We start from the raw sequence: 16,534 nt of genomic DNA, 5'->3' as shown, positions 1-16,534 counted from the left end.
AAAGAGGATAGAATTTTACCCAAAGAGGAGTTGTATAAAAAAGTGGGAGGAGCATATTTAGATAATAATGTGAAATTATACCAAATGATCGATGCTTATAGGTTGAAAACCTTCGGTAGTCTTTGGTCCAGTAGATATGAGGTTGCATACTACGAACTAGAAAATATAAACTTGTCAAATTGTTTTGAAGTATTGGAAAAATATTATCAAGAGGGAAAAACGACGGAGGAGATACTGATGAAAGAGCTAAAGGCTAAAAAAACCGATCCAAAGAAATATCTAAAAATAAATTTGAAAGATATGAGCGTTGGATTTGATAGACCGATAGTTGGAATAGATGGTAGCGAGAATGATGTTACTGGCACTTTGCTCCTTGATAAATTCGCTATATTTAACGGCAATTATATGCAATTTAACCATTCGGAGTATCTGTGCGATACGAGAGAGAGAGGAAATTTTATTATCGTGAAGAAATACTATAAAGAGAGAAAAAATGCCGTAGTTGGTATCGGAAAAGGTTTTAAATTTGATAACTGCGGCAATATAAATTATCCGCTGGAAGAATATTATTTGGGTGGTAGAGATATAGAGAGGCGCTAAATTCTCTAATATGAATTTTGTTAAAAAATTTAAGGGACTTAAGACCGATGAATGCGGAGCAAAGGTATAAATTTAAATTTTACAGGGCGGCGAGATATTTGCTCGCTTAGCGGGTGGTTTTCTTGCTCTCTTAGCGGGCGGCGGGCCTGATCGGCTTAGTTTTATAGGTGGGCGGGCGGCTTTGATTTTAGCGGTTTTGCCTTTGGCGGGCGCGCTAAGAATCGCCGTTTTTGCGGCAGAATTTGCGATTTTGGCTTGTGCGCTGCTTTGGTATTTGTTCAAAAGGTATAAAAACTTTAAGCTAAGCAAGCTTTTTGTTAAAAATCCAAATCTTAGTTTACTGCTTTTTGCAGTAGAAAATTTATCGCTCGGCGCTTTTTACGTCAGCTTTTTGGCGTGCTTGGCGGAGAGATATTTTTGGGGCGAGCAGGCTACCAGCTGGAGCGCGCCGTTTGTATTTGCGTTCGTGCCCTTTTGCCCGATCGTTTTTGTAATTTCATATGTTTAACGAAAAGAAAGCCAAACTTATGCGTCTTTCGCGCCCGCTAAATTTTATCTCTCGCGCAGCACGGGCTTAGGCACGGATTTAGCCCGCGCGGGCCAAGCGAGATTTGAAATTTCATCGTCCCGCTTGCTTTAAAATTTTAAAATTTCATCGTCGCAAAAGCTCCGGCGCGCTCTTTAAATTTTATCTCGCCGTAACCCGAAACCTACTTGCCGTCGCATTTTGACATTTGCGCAGAATACCCTTATGCCGCTGCGGCGCTTGAAAATTTTAAAACCGCGCGGAACTCGCCTCACAAACGACGATTACGCCGCAGGCTTATCTATTTATTTATGCGGCAGCGGGGCCTTCGGCAGGCTAAAGACGAGACCCCTATCTTAGCCGCGAAGCAAATCCGAGCTTTAGCAGAGAAAAATGCGAGCGGCGAACTCAAATGCAAAAAAACCGGGCTAGCGGGCGCGGGCGCGTTTGCCCAAAGCCTAGCCCTTTAATTCCATCATTTTTTCTAAAATTTCATACACGAGATCAAGCTTCGCAAAGCCGTCTCTATCCAAAAAATGCCCGCCCTTTTGCACCTCGTAAAACTTAGCGTCCATCTGCCCCGCTAGCTCGCGGCTGAAGCTAAACGGCACGATATAATCGTCCTTTGCAGCAACCGCCGCGCGCTGTTTTGCGGCGGCTTTTATGCGCTCAAAATCAAAGCCTTTATCCATAAACTCGTCTAAAATTTTAAATTGCGGATCGCTAAGCGGCTTTGCAAGCCCCGAGACCAGCACTACGCCATCTACTGCGCCGCTTGCGGCGCTACTTTGTAAGAAATTTAAGATCGTAGGGCAGCCGAGGCTGTGTCCGACCAGATAAACTTCGCCTTCAAATTTTACGCTTTCGCGTAGAGTTTTCAGCCACTCATCAAGCCTCGGATGCGCAGGCGTAGGCATCGCTAAAATTTCCACCCTTGCGCCCGATTCTTCGATCTCGCCTTTGAGCCAAGCAAACCAATGGCTTTTAGGCGAAGCATCGTAGCCGTGCACGATATAGACGCACTTTTGCATATTTTTCTCCTTCGAATTTAAGCTCACCCCAAACGAGGCGGTACCGACGCAAAGTAGCGAAGCTGCGCACGCCAAGCTAAATTTCATCGCATTTCGTCTTTTGCTATTCATCTATAGCTCCTCTCATTTCTAAAGCGGACATTTTACATCGTTTTTTAAAAAAGACCTCTTAAAACGTTCGCGTAGATCTATAAAGATTCGCGGCAAAGCCGCTTGCGCGCAGAATTTTAAAATTTCAATCCGCGCCCTAACCCTTGCAGATAGTGATTTTATCGGCAAATTTACCCAAAAAGTGATACCCCGAGCCTGCCTGCGCGATGATATCGAGCACCGCGTCGGCATCTCGCACGAGCGTGCCGCCCGCAAAGTCCACGCCGCGCTCAAACAGCGCCTGCGGCAGTAGCGGCGTGGTGGGCCCCACGAGCACTAGCTTGGCGCCGCTTTTTTTCAGGCGCAAAAGCCCACCCAGCGTGTCGTTGATGAGCGTCGTAGCCGTGATTATCACGTTATCGGCGCGCGGCACGACGCTTGCGGCCTCGCTTGCAGGCAGGTAAAACGGCAGCTCCGCCTCTTTGAGCGTGCTTTTGTCAAGCTCTAAAATTTTAAAATCCGCGCCATTTTTCATCAACGTCTTGATGTGGGGCACCAGCGCGCCCACGACGACGCTAAAGCTTCCGCGCTCAATCCGCAGCTGCTCAAAGGGATCGGCGCCGAATTTCACGTCGTAATCGGCGCGGATTTTATCGAAACACGCCCTGCCTAGCGCATTTAGCGCGGCAAGCGCGAGCGTCTTTTTAAGCGGCGCGGCAGAGCCCAGATCGCGCAGCAGATAGCGCACGCTCCTGCCTGCGATATTGCCAGAATCGGGCATCACGCTTGCTTGCGAGGGGCAGCAAACGGCGCCCGATAGGGACTTTAGCGGCGTATAGCTAAGCCCGCACGCGCCTCCGCTCAGCTTCACGCCGCTAAAAAACAACCCCACGACCGCGCGCTCGATCTTAAGTTCCAGCGCCTGGGCGCCTAAAATTTCTTTCGCGCACTCCAGCGTCTGATCTAAAATTTCGCTCATTTTCGCTCCTTTAATGTGGAATTTAGCGCCATTATAGCTTAAAATTTCGGCGCCCGTATTGATATAAATTTATTGATCGCGCGAGCGGCGACGCCCAAGCAGACGCGAGCTAAATTTAACGCAAGCGGCTAGCGCGAGATAAAATTTTACGTAGCGAGCGCGTATCGTTGCGGCTTGGAATTTTAAAAGCGCGGCACGGACGGATCAAATTTAACGAGAGCAAGCCGATGCGAGCAGGCAATGCGAGCTAAATTCCATAAGAGCGGATAAGTAAGAGTTTGAGTCGGGCGGGCTAAATTTCAATTAAGACGAATGGACGCGAGCTAAATTCAACGAAAACAGCAGCGGGTAAAATTTAATAAAAGGTGCGGGCGCGAATAAAATTCAAACGACGAGCCGTATCTGCGACAAGTCGTACCCGCTGCGGAGTTAAATTTTATTTCTACCTGCCGAAGGGTTAAATTTTATTTCCCATCCATTGCAGGATCAAATTTCATTTTCCATCCGCCGCGAGGCTAAATTTTATTTTCCGAAAGCAGGATGTTGATGAGCGGATTTAGCAGCGTTTCGCCGCGAGCGGCGCACAGCACGATCTCGTCGTAGTAGTAGTCGCTCCTGCCGTAGTTGTGAAACTCATACGCCCCAAAGCCGTAGCCCATCGGCGTAATCTCGACGCGCGAGTACCAGGCGTCCTTGGCGATGATGTATTTTTCGGTGTCTTGCGAATAAACCCACACCACGATCTCATCTTTGTTTTTTTGCCGCATCAGCCACATAAAGACGTTTGCGATGTCGTTGAAAAAATATGTATCGCCGTTTGGCATAACGGCCTGGGCGGTGTTGTACAGATCGTTTATCACCGTGCCGCTCTCGTGGCATAGATATTTGCCGAATTCGATCTGCAGCGGCTGCTTATCCGTGTTGCCGTGGCGGACGGAAATTTTGGATTCGGCTATATCCATAGACGATATGAGCAGCCCCATCACGCAGGCGAGCAAAACCGCGGCAAAAATTTTCTTAATCATAGCAGCGCGCCCCGCACGAAGTAGTATTTGACGACGTAGGCGCTGCAGATAAGCGCGTTTAGAATGAGCCAGAACGAGGAGTATTTAAGCAGGTGGGTGTAGGCGCGCTTAGTGATGAGCTCCGTTAAAAACGGCACGATGCCGAAAAATATGCCCAAAAACAGCGAGCCCCAGATCGCATAGCCGACGAAGTAGTAATCCTTCAAAAGCATGCAATACGGGCATTTGTGATTGGGCTGCTCATAAACGTAAAGCCCGAAAAAATAGGTGATCGCGTAGTATGCGACGAATAAAAAGAGCAAATTCAGAGCAAAGCTCGCCATCGACTGTTTTAAGAAATTTAAGACCAAAATGGCGCCTAATATCGCGTAGAAAAAAGTCGCCAAAAGCGCCTGCGTATAGCCGAACGGGAGCTTCGGCGCGCGAAATACGACCGAGCAGCAAAACACCGGCACGCGCAGCGGGATATTGGTAAAAAATAGAATTTCTAAAATAAACTCCGTCAAAACACCCGTAAAAAGGATGGTAAAGATCAGGTATTTGCGCTTTAGATAGGGAAATTTGCCCGCTTTAAGATCGAGACTGTTTAAAATAAGCCAGAGCCCAAAGCCAAAGATCAGTAAAATTTTTAAAAGCAGCAGGATGTTGCCGTAGCGGTTCGAGCCCACGACGCCTGCGGAGCACATTGCGCCGGGCACGACCGAAGAGAGCTCGTTTAAGCAGAGCGCGAAAAATATAAACAAAATGATCTTGCACGCTATCGTGAAAAACAAAATGGTGTTGATGAGATAGTTTCTTTTCTCCAGGGCGTATTGTAAATTTGAGGTGGCGTTAAAGTCCCAGTAGCGCATGATCCGCACGATATGAAACTGCGAGATCGCCATCAGCGCTATTACGATCAGCTCCACGGCCAAAAACGCAATCACGCTACCCGATAAAAATACGCTCATGCTGAAATTTCTCCGTCTTTTAAAAACACGTATCGATCCACGAAATCCAGCTCGTCAAAGAGTATGTCGTGCGTCGCGATCAAAACGGTTTTTTTAAGCTCTTTGAGCTTTGAAAGCATCTCGATAAAGCCGAGCGAGTTTTGTTTGTCTAAATTTGCCGTCGGCTCGTCGGCTAAGATAATCTGTGGATTCATCACGAGCGCCCTTGCGATAGCGCAGCGCTGCTTCTCGCCGCCGCTGAGGCTCGAGACGATCTGGTCTTTTTTATGCGCGATATTAGCAATCTGCATCGCTTCATCTATGCGCGCGCTAAGCTCATCCCTGCTCAGCCGCTCAAGACTAAGCGGCGCAAGGACGTTTTTATAGACGCTAAGCGCCTCAAGCAGGTTGAAAGATTGAAAGATAAAGCCGATTTTTTTATGGCGATACGCGGAGCTTTCGATATCGGCGAGCTTGGAAACGTTTGCGCCGTCCACTAAAACCTCGCCGCTACTCGGCTTAGCAAGCGCGCCTATGATGGATAGAAGCGTGCTTTTGCCGCTGCCGCTGACCCCTTTTAAGATTACGATCTGCCCCTCTTCGACGCTTAGGCTTATGTTTTTTAAAGCGCGAAACTCATTCGCCCTGCCCTCGTTGTAAATTTTGCAAAGCTGCTTAATCTCTATCTTGCTCATTTGACCGCCTCGCTCATATCGCCGATAGCGATGCGCCAGGATGGGATGATGACGAAGGCTAAAAACGGGATCACGCTAAAGACGAAGATCAAAAAGAGCATATTAAAATTTATCGCAGGCGTGAAGGTGATGAAATTTCGCAGCTCGCCGCCTAAGAATATATCGCGCAAAAGCGGCGCATCCAGGATAAAAACATAAGCATAGGCGCCCGCGACGCCGAGTAGATAAGCGCTTAGCGAGACGATGAAATTTTGGATAAATTTCATCGCGATGATGTCTTTTATACAAAAGCCGATGCTGCGCAAGATCGCGATCTCCTTTTTCTTCTCGCCGTATGCGAGCGAAATTTGATTTTTCAGCAAGATGAAAAACGAGATCATCGCCACGGCGTAAAGCACCATAAAAATTCCACCCTTGTAATAATACAGATGCCTTACTTCGGCTACCGCGTCCTCCGCGCTAAGGGCTTGCGTGTTGGGGTATAAATTTACGATCTTAAGCGCTACTTCGCTTACTTCGTTGGGATTGGGCACGCTTACGTAGAGCTTAGTGTATTCGCCTTCCTTCAGGCTTAGCACCTCGCGCGCGGTATCGGGGTTGAGATAGATCACGTCGTTTGAGACGATGCTGCTTTCGTGCGGCGAAATTTTATTGATCTTAATCGCGATTAGGCGCTGTTCGGTCAAGAAGTGAAACTCGTCCTCGTAGTACCATTCGCCCATCGCCGCTTTTACCCCCTCGCCTACGATCATTTCGTTTTCGCTCAGGCTTTCGTCGCCTACGATATGAAACCAAACACGCTTTTGAGCGAAGTAATACATCCCGTCCACGGCGCCCTGCACTTCGCTGACGCCCGCGATTTTAGAAATGTCGTAGATATAGCCGTCGTGCATCAGATCGCGTTTGCCCGCGCGCAGAGCCTCTACTACGATGTCGGGTCTGAGCTTGATGACCTTTTCAAGATCGTTTTGAATGGAGCCCGAGATGAAAAGCACCGAGCTTAAAATAAAAACGATAAATGCAAAGATCGCGAAGCTAAAAGCGTGATCGGCTCTGTCTTTTCGCAGCAGAGTTACGGAGTAGTCGATGAAGTTTTTACTTATCATAGACGAACTCCGCGTAGGCCTTGCTCTTAAAGCTGCTTGAGAGCCGCACGTCCTTTATCTCGCGCGCTAGCTTTTGCAGACACTGCTCGCCCTTTGCGCGATCAAAGCTTACATAATGCACCGCAATGAGCGCGTAAAGGGCGGCAAAAAAAATCGTTAAAGCGCAAATGAGCCTCATAGCCCTTCTATTACGCTCTCTTGAATTTCGTCAAATTTAAGTACGCTCTTGCCCCCGTGATCTTTAGCGAAGGTCTTAGCCGCGCTCTCGCTATCAAACGGAATAAGCTCGTCGCCCATCGGCCCTAAGACATTGGAGCCGAGCACGAAAAAGGCGCTTTTAGCATCGATCTTGTGTAACTTGTAGTAGTCGGTTACGTAAATTTTATCAAAGCTCTTGCCCTTTTGGAAGTAGTATTTCATCATATCTTTCACGCCGTCAAAATACAAATTCTCGCCGCCTTGAACCTCTATCATCGCCGCCCAGTTAGGGTTTTTACCCACTAGCATGCCGCATACCGGGCATTTAGCGCCTTGCGGCACGACGATCTTTTCAGGCTTTTTCGCTTTTGTATCTTTACCGCTGCTGCCTAAATTTGCCGGTGCATCCCACAAATATAGCGCTGCGGCTTGTAGGTGCTTGTCGTACTCAGGCTCCTTGCTCGCGCCCTTTGCGTCGCAAACATTTTTGAGATGAGCTTTAAGCTCGGAGATGGCTTTGAAGTTTTTCGCTTCGGTTTTAGCGCAGTTTGTCTCATAAAATTCTTTGCCGTGCGCGTAAACGCCGCCCTCGCGTTTGGCTTTGATCATCTTGTTATCGCCCTCAAAGTCCTGTCCCGCGATCTCGTAGGCTTTGGCAAAGTTTACTATCTCGCCGCCGTTTTCGGCTTGAAATTCCTTCGCATCGGCCTCGGTTGAAAAGGCGTATTTGCTATTGCGCGTCATCGTGCCTTTGACCTTGCTGCCCACGACGTAAAAGGCTTTATTTACGTCGATAAAATTTAGATTTTTCGTATCGACGACCTGCGCATCGCTTGGAATTTTTCCCTCCGTTAGCTCGTACAAGCAGTGCAGAGAAGCTACTTGCTTGCCGTTCCAAACGTGGTTGGTTTTATAAAATTTTACCAAATTCATTCCACAAACAGCGCAGTATTCTTTGCCCTCGCCGCTTCCTACAAGCGTAGCCTTGCTAGGATCCACGCTTTGAAACATAGGATTTGCCGACTTATTAGCCCCATCCATGGAGGCACCGCAAACGAGCGCAACAAGCGCAGCCGAAGCCAAAATAGAACGTAAAATCATACTATCTCCTTAAAAATTTGATGTTTTAAATTTACTTACTAATCGAGTTTAAAAATTCCAAATTCTCGCATCCCATCTTGATGCCGCCGTCGCAGCTTTTTTTGAAAAACTCTTTTGCTTTGGCGTTATCGGACCTCACTCCTTTTCCTTCTGCGTACATTATGGCTAGGTTATTGCAGCCGTCGAAGTGGCCGAGGTTGCACGCCTTTTCATACTGCTGCTTTGCCTGCTTATAATCCTGATCCACTCCCTGTCCGAAGGCGTATAGATAACCTAGATTGTTGCAGCCGATGCCGATGTCGCCGCCGCAAGCCTTTTCGTAAAAAATTTTAGCCTTTGCGAAGCTTTGCTGCACGCCTTCGCCCTTTAGATACAGATAGCCCAGGTTGTTGCAGCCCATCATATCGCCGTAGGTGCAGGCCTTCTCATAAAGGCTCGCCGCCTTAGCGACGTCTTTTGCGAGCCCGGCGCCGTTTGCGTATAAAAGCCCGAGCGAGGTGCAGCCTTCGTTATCTTTGCAGGCTTTTTCGTAATAAGCCGCGGCTTTGGTAAAATTTTGATCCGCGCCGTTGCCGCTTTCGTAGATATAGCCTAGATTATTGCACGCAAGCGCAAATTTAGCGCTGCATGCCTTCTCGTAGAGGCTGATCGCTTTTTCGAAATTTTTCTCTACGTTGCCGGTGCCCTCAAAATACAAAACGGCTAGATTATAGCAGCCCGAAGCTTTATTTTCCAAACCGCACGCTCGCTCGTAAATTTCTGCGAGTTTTTTATGATCGCCGCTTTGCTGAGCTTGAATGCCCTCGCTGATAAAGCCCGCGTTTGCCGCGGCCGCCAAGGCTAACGCTATTAGAAATTTTTTCAAATTTACTCCTTTATATCGTTTTTACGTCCCTGCCCCTGAAGGCAAGAGTGATTATTAAAAAGATCGCCGCTATTATACAATAAAACGGCGCGGGTATATGCGGTGCGTCTCCCGCGGCGTAAGAGTGCATGCCGGTGAGGTAGAAATTTACGCCGAAATAGGTCATTATGATCGAGCTATACGCGAGCGTCGAGCTCACGCAATAAACATAGACCGAGCCGAGCTTCGGGATAAATTTTAGATGCAGCACGATCGCATAGACGATGATCGAGACATACGACCAGGTCTCTTTGCTATCCCATACTGTCCCGCCCCGCAGCTTCTTCCTCATTCGCAATTGTTTTCGACCGAAGAAATTTCCTAGCGTCAGCATCGAAAGCCCCACGATGAGGCTGATCTCGTTGATCGCCGTTATATATCTGATCTGAGCGTTAAGCCGCTCGCGATTGGCGCCATTTTTAAGTGCCATCAAAATAAGAGCCAAAAGCCCAAGCAGGCAGCTAAGCCCTAAAAACCCATAGCTTGCGGTAATAACCGAGACGTGGATGCTAAGCCAATAGGACTTTAGCACCGGCACGAGGTTGGTAATCTGCGGATTTACGAAGCTCATATGCGCTACTAGCATTACGATGCTGGCTAGCAGGCAGCTCGCGCTTAGCGTAAGCAGGGACTTTCTAAAAAATATAATCCCGGCAAGCGCCGCCGACCAACCGATGTAGATCATCGACTCATAGCTATCGCTCCACGGCGCGTGAGCCGCGACATACCAGCGCAACGCAAGCGCGAGGGTATGTGCCGCAAAGCTTGTGGCAAAGGCTGCGAATAAAATTTTTTGCGCGAGCGCGAAGCGCTTGCCGCAAAGCGCGCCCAAAAGCGCCAATATTAGAGCTACGCCGCCTAGGATCATATAGCAATAAACGAGCTTTTTGAAAACCGAAGCTTTGTTGTAAAACACCTCGGCCTTGACGCGGCTAACGCTTGGAAGAATAGCTGCCGAGGTGGCTCTTTGGTAGTTTTTCAGCTCCGCTAACGCTGCATCCGCTTTAGCCCAATCATTATCCGAAATTCCATCTTGCAAGCCATTTAGATAGTCGTTTAGCACGCCTTTGATCTGCGGAGCGATACTATAATCCGCGAAGGCGTCGTTCGGCGAGAGCCAGGTGTTTTGCGGATCGTTCGGCACGGGGATAAATTTAAAAAATACCCCTCTAAAGGTCAGATACGCGATATTTAGCCGCTCGTCGAATTTAATTAGCTCATTATCGAGCACGCCGCGGCGCGAGGCGCTTTTTTCATTCGCTTCGTCCAGGGCGTGGGCGAGCTTGTAGTTGCCGTTTTCATCAAAGACCGAATTAAAGCTCGCATATCGCTCCTGCGGCGCTAAGCCCAGCATCTTTTTGATCTCGTCGTTTTTGATCTTGATGATCTTTTGATCGCGCCAAAACGCGGGATTTAGGCTCATTCCTAGGATCATCTGCTCGGCGCTTAAGCCGCAAAGTGAGTCCGTGCCCGAAATTTTATTTACGATCTCGCTTGCTTCGGTGCTAAGCGGCTTGATCCTGCCCATATAATCTTGCACCAAGAGCTCTGCAAACGCGCCGTTTGCGTGAACGCGCGAGTTAGCTTTAAGGTTTTGCAGATAGTTTTCATCCGCGGCGCGAAGCTCAATGCCGAAAAAAAGCGGCGCTATTAGAAGCAGCGCGGCGGGCACATTGTTTTTGATAAATTTAGCGAGCTTTTTAAACCTGCTGCCTGCAGTAAAAAGATTGCCGATAAATCCGACGCAAAGTAGAAAATAGCCGAAATAAGTGGGGATTTTACCCGGATCGCGATTAAGCTCCAGCACCGTGCCTAGCTCGTCCGTGTCGTAAGAGGATTGAAAGAGCTTAAAGCCGCCAAAGTTTAGCGGGTGGTTCATATAAATTTCATGCTCTCCCGCGCTCTTACCCTCTTTTAAAATTTCAACGTCGCTTGCGTAAGAAGACGGGCTTTGCGAGCCGGGGTAGCGCTCGAGCTTAAATTTCAAAAGCTTTACCGCAAACGGAAGCTCTATGAGCTTCGAGCCCCAGCTTAGCATTATCTCCTCGCCGTCAAAGTTTAAAATTTTAGGTTCGCCCAGCCAGCCAGCGCCGCCGCGCAGCTGCGCTTCTTGCTCGCTTCCGCCCTCAAAGCCCGCTTTTACCGCAAGCGTGCCCTGCTCGCCTTTGGGCGCGGGTTTATAGGAGCTAAATTTGACGGTGAAGTTTTTAGAATTTATACTTTGCGTGAAGCTAAAATCGTTATCGCCAATTTGGCTTAAATTTAGCGGGTGCTCAAACAGCGCGTCTTGCGTGCGGATTTGCAAGTATGGCTTGACGCTTACCATCTCGTTTTCGCTCTCGCCCGCTCTTACGTGCAGCACGCCCTCGGTGCCGAAATAGCGCGTCAGCGCCGCGCCGATAAAGATAACGATAAATGCCGCATGAAGCACGAAAGAGCCGAAGCGGTACCACATTTTGGTTTTAATTATAATGCCGAGCAGGCAAAGCGTCGTAGCACCCATGACGCACTCGTACCAGCGCGCCTCATAGACTAAAATTTTAGCCGTTTGCGTATCGTAAATGCTCTCTAGAAAGGTCGCGACGCCGGCACCTGCGGCTAGGATAAAAAGGAGGCAGAGCGCGAGTTTGTAAGAAATGAAAAATTTTAATATTTTTAGCGCGCTCATTAACCCTCCGCAGTTTTACATAATTATATCGTAAGTTTGTCCCGCATACAAAATAAACATCCTAAGAAGTAGCACGCCCATGACGCTAGCTAGTGCGCTCGCGTAGAACGCAAACGCGGTGTGGGCGATCTTTTTGCCCAGTGCGAAATTTAAAACTAGCGGTACGCAAAAACCTACGCCAACGACGCCTAGCCAAAATAGCTGAGCGTAAACGCCTTCGCTAAATGCGACGCTGGCGGCTTTTTGCACGTCGCTGCCCGTGATGAGCGAGACGAAAATCATGCCTATTAGTAAAATTTCCATCGCCAAAACCGGCCACTCGACAGCATGCAAGGTTTTTAGATCGCCGCCGTGCGGGTCCGCTTTAAAGAAAAGCGCGGCTATTAGGCTTGAGCCTGCGATGCCAGCAGATAGGCCCGACGCCACGAAAAGCGCAGGTAAAACGGCGGTATTAAGGATAGGAAATCTAACTAAAACCGAGATCAAAAAGCCCGTATAGGCGCAGATCGCGACCGCAAAAACAAGCGCAAGCGCAAGAAGCAGCGGACGAAGCGCGTTTAAAATTTTCATTACGAGCGTGAAAAGCCCTTTTAAAAAAGTAAGTCTGCGCGATAAAAATCCGCTAAGATCAGCTTCAAACGCATAAAGGCAGGCTACGAAGCTAAGCGGGATATAGACGCAAAGCGCCGCCACGCCCACGGACATAACCGAGGTGAAGTTGTAGTTGATCAAAATTTTCCAGAAAAGTAGCGGTCGCTCAAGATCGGCTACTAAGCAAACCATACCGAGTAAAATCGTGACGAAAGATAGCAATGATGCAGCTTTAAATAGCGGCGTGCTTTCGGTCTGTTTTTTGTAAAATTTGATGAGGATCGCGACGATCAAAGCGCCGCCGCTCATGCCCGCTAGCAAAAGATAAACCGCTATCGGCCAGCCCCACTCTACGCCGTGCGAGAAGGTCGCAGTGAAATTTATAGCTCCGTTCATATCACACTCCTAGTTTTACCGCAGGAATATAGCGCAGGCTCGGCTTCGTGCCGCACTCCGGGCGCATTCGCAGGCTGTCTTTTACGCGAAGTAGCTTGCTGATGTGCGAGCTTTCGTCGTTTAGATCGCCGAATACGATCGCCTCGTATCTGCATGCCTCGATGCAGGCCGGCTCATGGCCGTCTTTTAAATTTGTATCTAAGCAGAAGTTGCAGCTCTCTGCGGCTCTTGTTTCGTGATTTATAAAGCGCACGTCGTAAGGGCAGGCGACGATGCAGTATTTACAGGCGATGCAATCGTCGGTGTTCATAGTCGTGATGCCGGTTTTTTCATCCTTGTGGCAGGCTTTCGTCGGACAGACTTTTACGCACGGCGCGTCCTCGCACTGCTGACAAGATACTCTAACATAGCGCTTTTCTTTCAAATTTAGCGGATCGGTTTTATCCTGGATAAAAAGCCTCATTTGACCTTTCGGAACCGAATTTACCTTTTTACAGGCGATTTCGCAGTCGGTGCAGCCCACGCATTTGTTCTGATCGAAGATCATGCCGTAGTGCGGCTTTTTCGGCTCTTGCTTTTTAGCACTTGCGTTTACATCTTGCGCACTTTTATCTGTGCCGTTTTGTGCGAGCAAGCTTGAGGCGATTGCGCCGAGCCCCAAAGAGCCGAGTGCGGCGGATTTTATAAAATTTCTTCTTTGCTTTTGCATATTCTCCTCCGACTAAATTTAAGCAAAACTACTTCGTTTTGTTCGCGTCGTGAAAGCTTTTAGCCTCGCTCTCGCTAAGTTTTTTCGCCGCTTCGGCAAGCTCGCCGGGCTTTAAAACTTTTAGTAGTTCGGCTTCAAAAATCACCACAGAACCCGCAGGAATTCTATCTACGTCCACGTTGCCGTAGGCTAAATTACTAGGGATTGTAAATTTATATTTCGAGCCCGTATTCATCAAAAGCAACCCCTCGCGCAATCCGTCGATTAAGCCTATCATAGAAAGATGCGCCGGAATTTTAGATGCGAAAGTATCGTCAAATACGCTACCGTTCGTCAAATACGCCTTGTAGTTCATCACCACTACGCTCTCAGGCTTTGGCTTTTCGCCCATACCTAGCTTTAGAATTTCATATTGAAGACCGGACTTTGTGGTTTTAACGTCCGGATTTTTGGCATTTTTCGCCATGAATTCCTTGCCTGCTTTTAAATTTTTATCAAGCTCCGCTTTGGAATTTGTTTCTACGATCTTATTTAATTTATCGGCTCTTTGATTCAAAAGCGCAATAATTTCCTCATCTTTTAGCTTCTGCTGCTTTTTAAGAGCGTCCAAAAACCCCTCTATCACCGCATCTAAGTCGTACTTGACGCCTAATGCGGCTTGTGAATGCAGCTGGTTTGAAACATAGCTTCCGGTAGAAGCTCCGATGCTATAAGATTCTTTTTGTTCTTGCGTAGTTAAATTCGCGCCCAACGCGCAGCTTGCCAAAACGATAGGCAAGAAAATTTTTAGTCTTTTTTGCATACATTTGCCTTTTAAATTTCGGGGCCGCGAGCTTACGCGACCCCGAAAGAATTATAAATTATTATTTAGAATTCTTTGAGCCTCTTTAATATACTCTTTAGCGGCCTCTAGCCTTTGTTTAGTATATTTAAAGCCGTGCATACCCCATGAGCCGTCTTTTTCGATAAGATCGACGGTATCTTGAGCTTTTTCGATTAGCTCGTAAACGCGAGTTTTATCGCTGGAGTCAAGCTTTTTGGTCTCAAGGATCGAGTAAATTCCCTGAATACCGATCTTAACCTGCGAGAAGTCGCTCTTAATTGGAGTTTGCCAGCCCATAACCTCATCGTAAACCTGCTTTTGGTTCTTGAAGTGAAGTGTCTCTTTTAGCTCGGAAACGACAGGGCTATGGCAGCCTTTGGTATCTTGCATATCTTTATCCGCCCACGAGGTTCGTGCGCACGACCACATAAGATCGACGAAATTTCGTCCATCTTTATTTCTTTGGAAGTGCCAATCTTTCGCATCTCTTGGACCTTTAGCGGCATCGCCTGCGACTAGAGATTTTCTAGCAGGATCGATGTCGATCTTCCAGATGTGCGATCTTCTTTGAGTATCGAATCCCGCGTTGTCTTGAAACTGAATAGCGTAGAAGTTCTCGCAGCTCATCATAAACGGCATGTGGCAAGATGCGCAGGTATTGTCTTTATGCGTATCGGCTCTTGCGGCGATGTAGGCTTGCTCTTGGTGGCAGTCTTTGCATTCTTTTGTGATCTTAGGCTTTGTATAAAACGCGCTCAAATAGCCCTGCTCGGAGTTATAATTTACGCCCTTGACGGTTTTATCACCAACTACCGGTCCGGTGTTATCGTGCGGATCGTGGCAGGTTACGCAGCGCATACCCTTCTCGTAGTGAGCGGTAAAGTAAGATTGAGAGCCCTCAGAGCCACAGCCTGGTCCCATAGATTTAAATTTAGAGCTAAGAGATAGATCGGGATTTCCGTTGTTTAGCGGATTAGCACGAGCTAAATCAGGGCTATAGTTAAATCTTTGGTGGCAGCGTTCGCAGTTTGAGGTTCTAAAATTTGTAGCGCCGTCAAGGTGACCGCCCGCTCCATGGCACTCTTCACAGGTGATACCCTTGGAGATAGTGTGCTTTTGAAGCTCTTTTGCGTTACCCAAAGCGGCATAGAATTCTTTTTTAGTTTTAAAATCGAATTTGAATGGGTGGCAGACTTCGCAATACGAGCTGTTTGCTTGGAAAAACATCGATTTTTTGTATTTCGCAGCATACGACGCAAGACCTCTTACATAACCGCCGTTATCGCCGTATTCCTCAAGCGTGCCCGGGAATTCCGGAACGATCTTTTTGATCTTTTTGACCGTCTCATCGTCTAAATTTAACGCCCAAGTCCTTTGGAATTGGTTGCCGCCGGCTACGATTTGACCGGTACCATCTCTTAGCAAGCCGCCCTCTACGTGATAGGTTCCGCGTAGAAGCCACGCATCTACGTAGCCAAATTTTGTCCTTAGATGTCCCACGGTCGCATAAATTACGTCAGGGGTAATACCTTTTGGAAGGATCGACGCCGTATCTGGGCTAAATACAGGATCGGTTAGGTTGTTATTAACCTCCGGGTGCTCGCCCGGGAAGCGGATAGTAGTGGCGTGGCGCGATCTGCTCCATGTCTCATACTGCGCAGGGTGGCACTCGCCGCATTTTTCAGGGCCTATGAATTTATTCGGAAATTGCAAAGAAGAGCCCGCAGGGATTCTATACATCATAGAGCTATAGCCCTTGCCGTCATCTCTTTTACTCGCCTTTGAAAAGTCAAATCCATGACCTTCCGCAAGCCACTCCAAACCTCGGTCGTGAACATCCATCTTACCAACCGTCTTACCGCCGTATTTGGTAAAAATCGGGTGATTTTTAAATAGCCAGTCATACATCTCTCGCTCTTCTACGACGTAGTCCTGCAAGGATATGACGCCTCTGCTTTGCAACGTGCCCTTAGGATTTGCGATGACGTCGCGCGATTTTTGCGACATTTCCATCTCATGCCCCATGCCTTCATCAGCACAGGCTCCTGCGGCAAAAATGCTAATACAGGCTAGCACGCCTAGTAGCATCTTATTCCATTTTTTCATGGCTCCTCCTTTGAAAATCGAAATTTTAAATTAGCAAAGTTCTACGCTCGAAATAAT

General features: G+C 47.9%; 16 protein-coding genes. 2 read left to right on the top strand and 14 right to left on the bottom strand.

Annotated features, from left to right (window positions below; all coding sequences use genetic code 11):
• Both Q0277_RS01670 and Q0277_RS01665 read left to right on the top strand, forming a co-directional pair.
• Window positions 1-600: hypothetical protein (locus tag Q0277_RS01670; RefSeq protein WP_297994913.1), on the top strand; the 600-nt coding region annotated here is incomplete at its 5' end.
• Between the two features lie 181 nt (window positions 601-781).
• Complete coding sequence (locus Q0277_RS01665) at window positions 782-1,108, top strand: hypothetical protein (protein ID WP_297994911.1); 327 nt, start codon at window positions 782-784, stop codon at window positions 1,106-1,108.
• A gap of 476 nt (window positions 1,109-1,584) precedes the next feature.
• Here the strand turns inward: Q0277_RS01665 and Q0277_RS01660 are convergent, their stop codons facing one another.
• The 14 genes from Q0277_RS01660 to Q0277_RS01595 form a co-directional block, all read right to left on the bottom strand.
• Window positions 1,585-2,268, bottom strand: coding sequence for an alpha/beta hydrolase (locus tag Q0277_RS01660; RefSeq protein ID WP_297994909.1), 684 nt, complete (start codon window positions 2,266-2,268; stop codon window positions 1,585-1,587).
• Window positions 2,269-2,404: 136 nt separating this feature from the next.
• Complete coding sequence (locus tag Q0277_RS01655) at window positions 2,405-3,226, bottom strand: DUF364 domain-containing protein (RefSeq protein ID WP_297994906.1); 822 nt, start codon at window positions 3,224-3,226, stop codon at window positions 2,405-2,407.
• A gap of 515 nt (window positions 3,227-3,741) precedes the next feature.
• A complete protein-coding gene (locus Q0277_RS01650; protein WP_005870878.1) occupies window positions 3,742-4,251 on the bottom strand; it encodes a hypothetical protein in 510 nt (169 codons plus the stop codon).
• Window positions 4,248-5,201, bottom strand: coding sequence for a hypothetical protein (locus Q0277_RS01645; RefSeq protein WP_297994903.1), 954 nt, complete (start codon window positions 5,199-5,201; stop codon window positions 4,248-4,250). The genes Q0277_RS01650 and Q0277_RS01645 overlap by 4 nt, the downstream gene beginning before the upstream one ends.
• Window positions 5,198-5,875 (bottom strand): ABC transporter ATP-binding protein, encoded by a 678-nt coding sequence (locus tag Q0277_RS01640; protein ID WP_297994900.1) that lies wholly within the window; start codon window positions 5,873-5,875, stop codon window positions 5,198-5,200. Before Q0277_RS01640 ends, Q0277_RS01645 begins: the two co-directional genes overlap by 4 nt.
• Window positions 5,872-6,981, bottom strand: coding sequence for an FtsX-like permease family protein (locus tag Q0277_RS01635; protein ID WP_297994896.1), 1,110 nt, complete (start codon window positions 6,979-6,981; stop codon window positions 5,872-5,874). The genes Q0277_RS01640 and Q0277_RS01635 overlap by 4 nt, the downstream gene beginning before the upstream one ends.
• A complete protein-coding gene (locus Q0277_RS01630) occupies window positions 6,971-7,159 on the bottom strand; it encodes a hypothetical protein (protein WP_297994894.1) in 189 nt (62 codons plus the stop codon). The genes Q0277_RS01635 and Q0277_RS01630 overlap by 11 nt, the downstream gene beginning before the upstream one ends.
• A complete protein-coding gene (locus tag Q0277_RS01625; RefSeq protein ID WP_297994891.1) occupies window positions 7,156-8,280 on the bottom strand; it encodes a nitrous oxide reductase accessory protein NosL in 1,125 nt (374 codons plus the stop codon). Before Q0277_RS01625 ends, Q0277_RS01630 begins: the two co-directional genes overlap by 4 nt.
• A gap of 31 nt (window positions 8,281-8,311) precedes the next feature.
• Complete coding sequence (locus Q0277_RS01620; protein WP_297994889.1) at window positions 8,312-9,145, bottom strand: tetratricopeptide repeat protein; 834 nt, start codon at window positions 9,143-9,145, stop codon at window positions 8,312-8,314.
• Window positions 9,146-9,155: 10 nt separating this feature from the next.
• Window positions 9,156-11,852 (bottom strand): cytochrome c biogenesis protein ResB, encoded by a 2,697-nt coding sequence (locus Q0277_RS01615; protein WP_297994887.1) that lies wholly within the window; start codon window positions 11,850-11,852, stop codon window positions 9,156-9,158.
• 15 nt (window positions 11,853-11,867) lie between these two features.
• The gene (gene nrfD, locus Q0277_RS01610) at window positions 11,868-12,839 is read right to left on the bottom strand and encodes an NrfD/PsrC family molybdoenzyme membrane anchor subunit (RefSeq protein WP_297994885.1); all 972 of its coding nucleotides are present in this window, start codon (window positions 12,837-12,839) and stop codon (window positions 11,868-11,870) included.
• Between the two features lies 1 nt (window position 12,840).
• Entirely contained in the window at window positions 12,841-13,548 is a 708-nt protein-coding gene (locus Q0277_RS01605) for a 4Fe-4S dicluster domain-containing protein (RefSeq protein WP_297994883.1), read from the bottom strand.
• A 28-nt stretch (window positions 13,549-13,576) separates the two neighbouring features.
• Window positions 13,577-14,350, bottom strand: coding sequence for an FKBP-type peptidyl-prolyl cis-trans isomerase N-terminal domain-containing protein (locus Q0277_RS01600; protein WP_297994881.1), 774 nt, complete (start codon window positions 14,348-14,350; stop codon window positions 13,577-13,579).
• A 51-nt stretch (window positions 14,351-14,401) separates the two neighbouring features.
• Window positions 14,402-16,477: a cytochrome C gene (locus Q0277_RS01595; protein WP_297994878.1), complete on the bottom strand. Its 2,076-nt coding sequence runs from the start codon at window positions 16,475-16,477 to the stop codon at window positions 14,402-14,404.
• Between the last annotated feature and the right edge of the window lie 57 nt (window positions 16,478-16,534).

The sequence above is a fragment of the uncultured Campylobacter sp. genome (assembly GCF_938030815.1).
Lineage (GTDB): Bacteria > Campylobacterota > Campylobacteria > Campylobacterales > Campylobacteraceae > Campylobacter_B.
This window is presented reverse-complemented; position numbering and strand designations above follow the sequence as displayed.

Bases quoted from the DNA above. Each gene is read 5' to 3' on its own strand.
- Q0277_RS01595 (WP_297994878.1), bottom strand. From the start codon at position 16,477: ATGAAAAAATGGAATAAGATGCTACTAGGCGTGCTAGCCTGTATTAGC.
- Q0277_RS01630 (WP_297994894.1), bottom strand. From the start codon at position 7,159: ATGAGGCTCATTTGCGCTTTAACGATTTTTTTTGCCGCCCTTTACGCG.
- Q0277_RS01660 (WP_297994909.1), bottom strand. From the start codon at position 2,268: ATGAATAGCAAAAGACGAAATGCGATGAAATTTAGCTTGGCGTGCGCA.
- Q0277_RS01635 (WP_297994896.1), bottom strand. From the start codon at position 6,981: ATGATAAGTAAAAACTTCATCGACTACTCCGTAACTCTGCTGCGAAAA.
- Q0277_RS01600 (WP_297994881.1), bottom strand. From the start codon at position 14,350: ATGCAAAAAAGACTAAAAATTTTCTTGCCTATCGTTTTGGCAAGCTGC.
- nrfD (WP_297994885.1), bottom strand. From the start codon at position 12,839: ATGAACGGAGCTATAAATTTCACTGCGACCTTCTCGCACGGCGTAGAG.
- Q0277_RS01640 (WP_297994900.1), bottom strand. From the start codon at position 5,875: ATGAGCAAGATAGAGATTAAGCAGCTTTGCAAAATTTACAACGAGGGC.
- Q0277_RS01615 (WP_297994887.1), bottom strand. From the start codon at position 11,852: ATGAGCGCGCTAAAAATATTAAAATTTTTCATTTCTTACAAACTCGCG.
- Q0277_RS01605 (WP_297994883.1), bottom strand. From the start codon at position 13,548: ATGCAAAAGCAAAGAAGAAATTTTATAAAATCCGCCGCACTCGGCTCT.
- Q0277_RS01650 (WP_005870878.1), bottom strand. From the start codon at position 4,251: ATGATTAAGAAAATTTTTGCCGCGGTTTTGCTCGCCTGCGTGATGGGG.
- Q0277_RS01625 (WP_297994891.1), bottom strand. From the start codon at position 8,280: ATGATTTTACGTTCTATTTTGGCTTCGGCTGCGCTTGTTGCGCTCGTT.
- Q0277_RS01655 (WP_297994906.1), bottom strand. From the start codon at position 3,226: ATGAGCGAAATTTTAGATCAGACGCTGGAGTGCGCGAAAGAAATTTTA.
- Q0277_RS01645 (WP_297994903.1), bottom strand. From the start codon at position 5,201: ATGAGCGTATTTTTATCGGGTAGCGTGATTGCGTTTTTGGCCGTGGAG.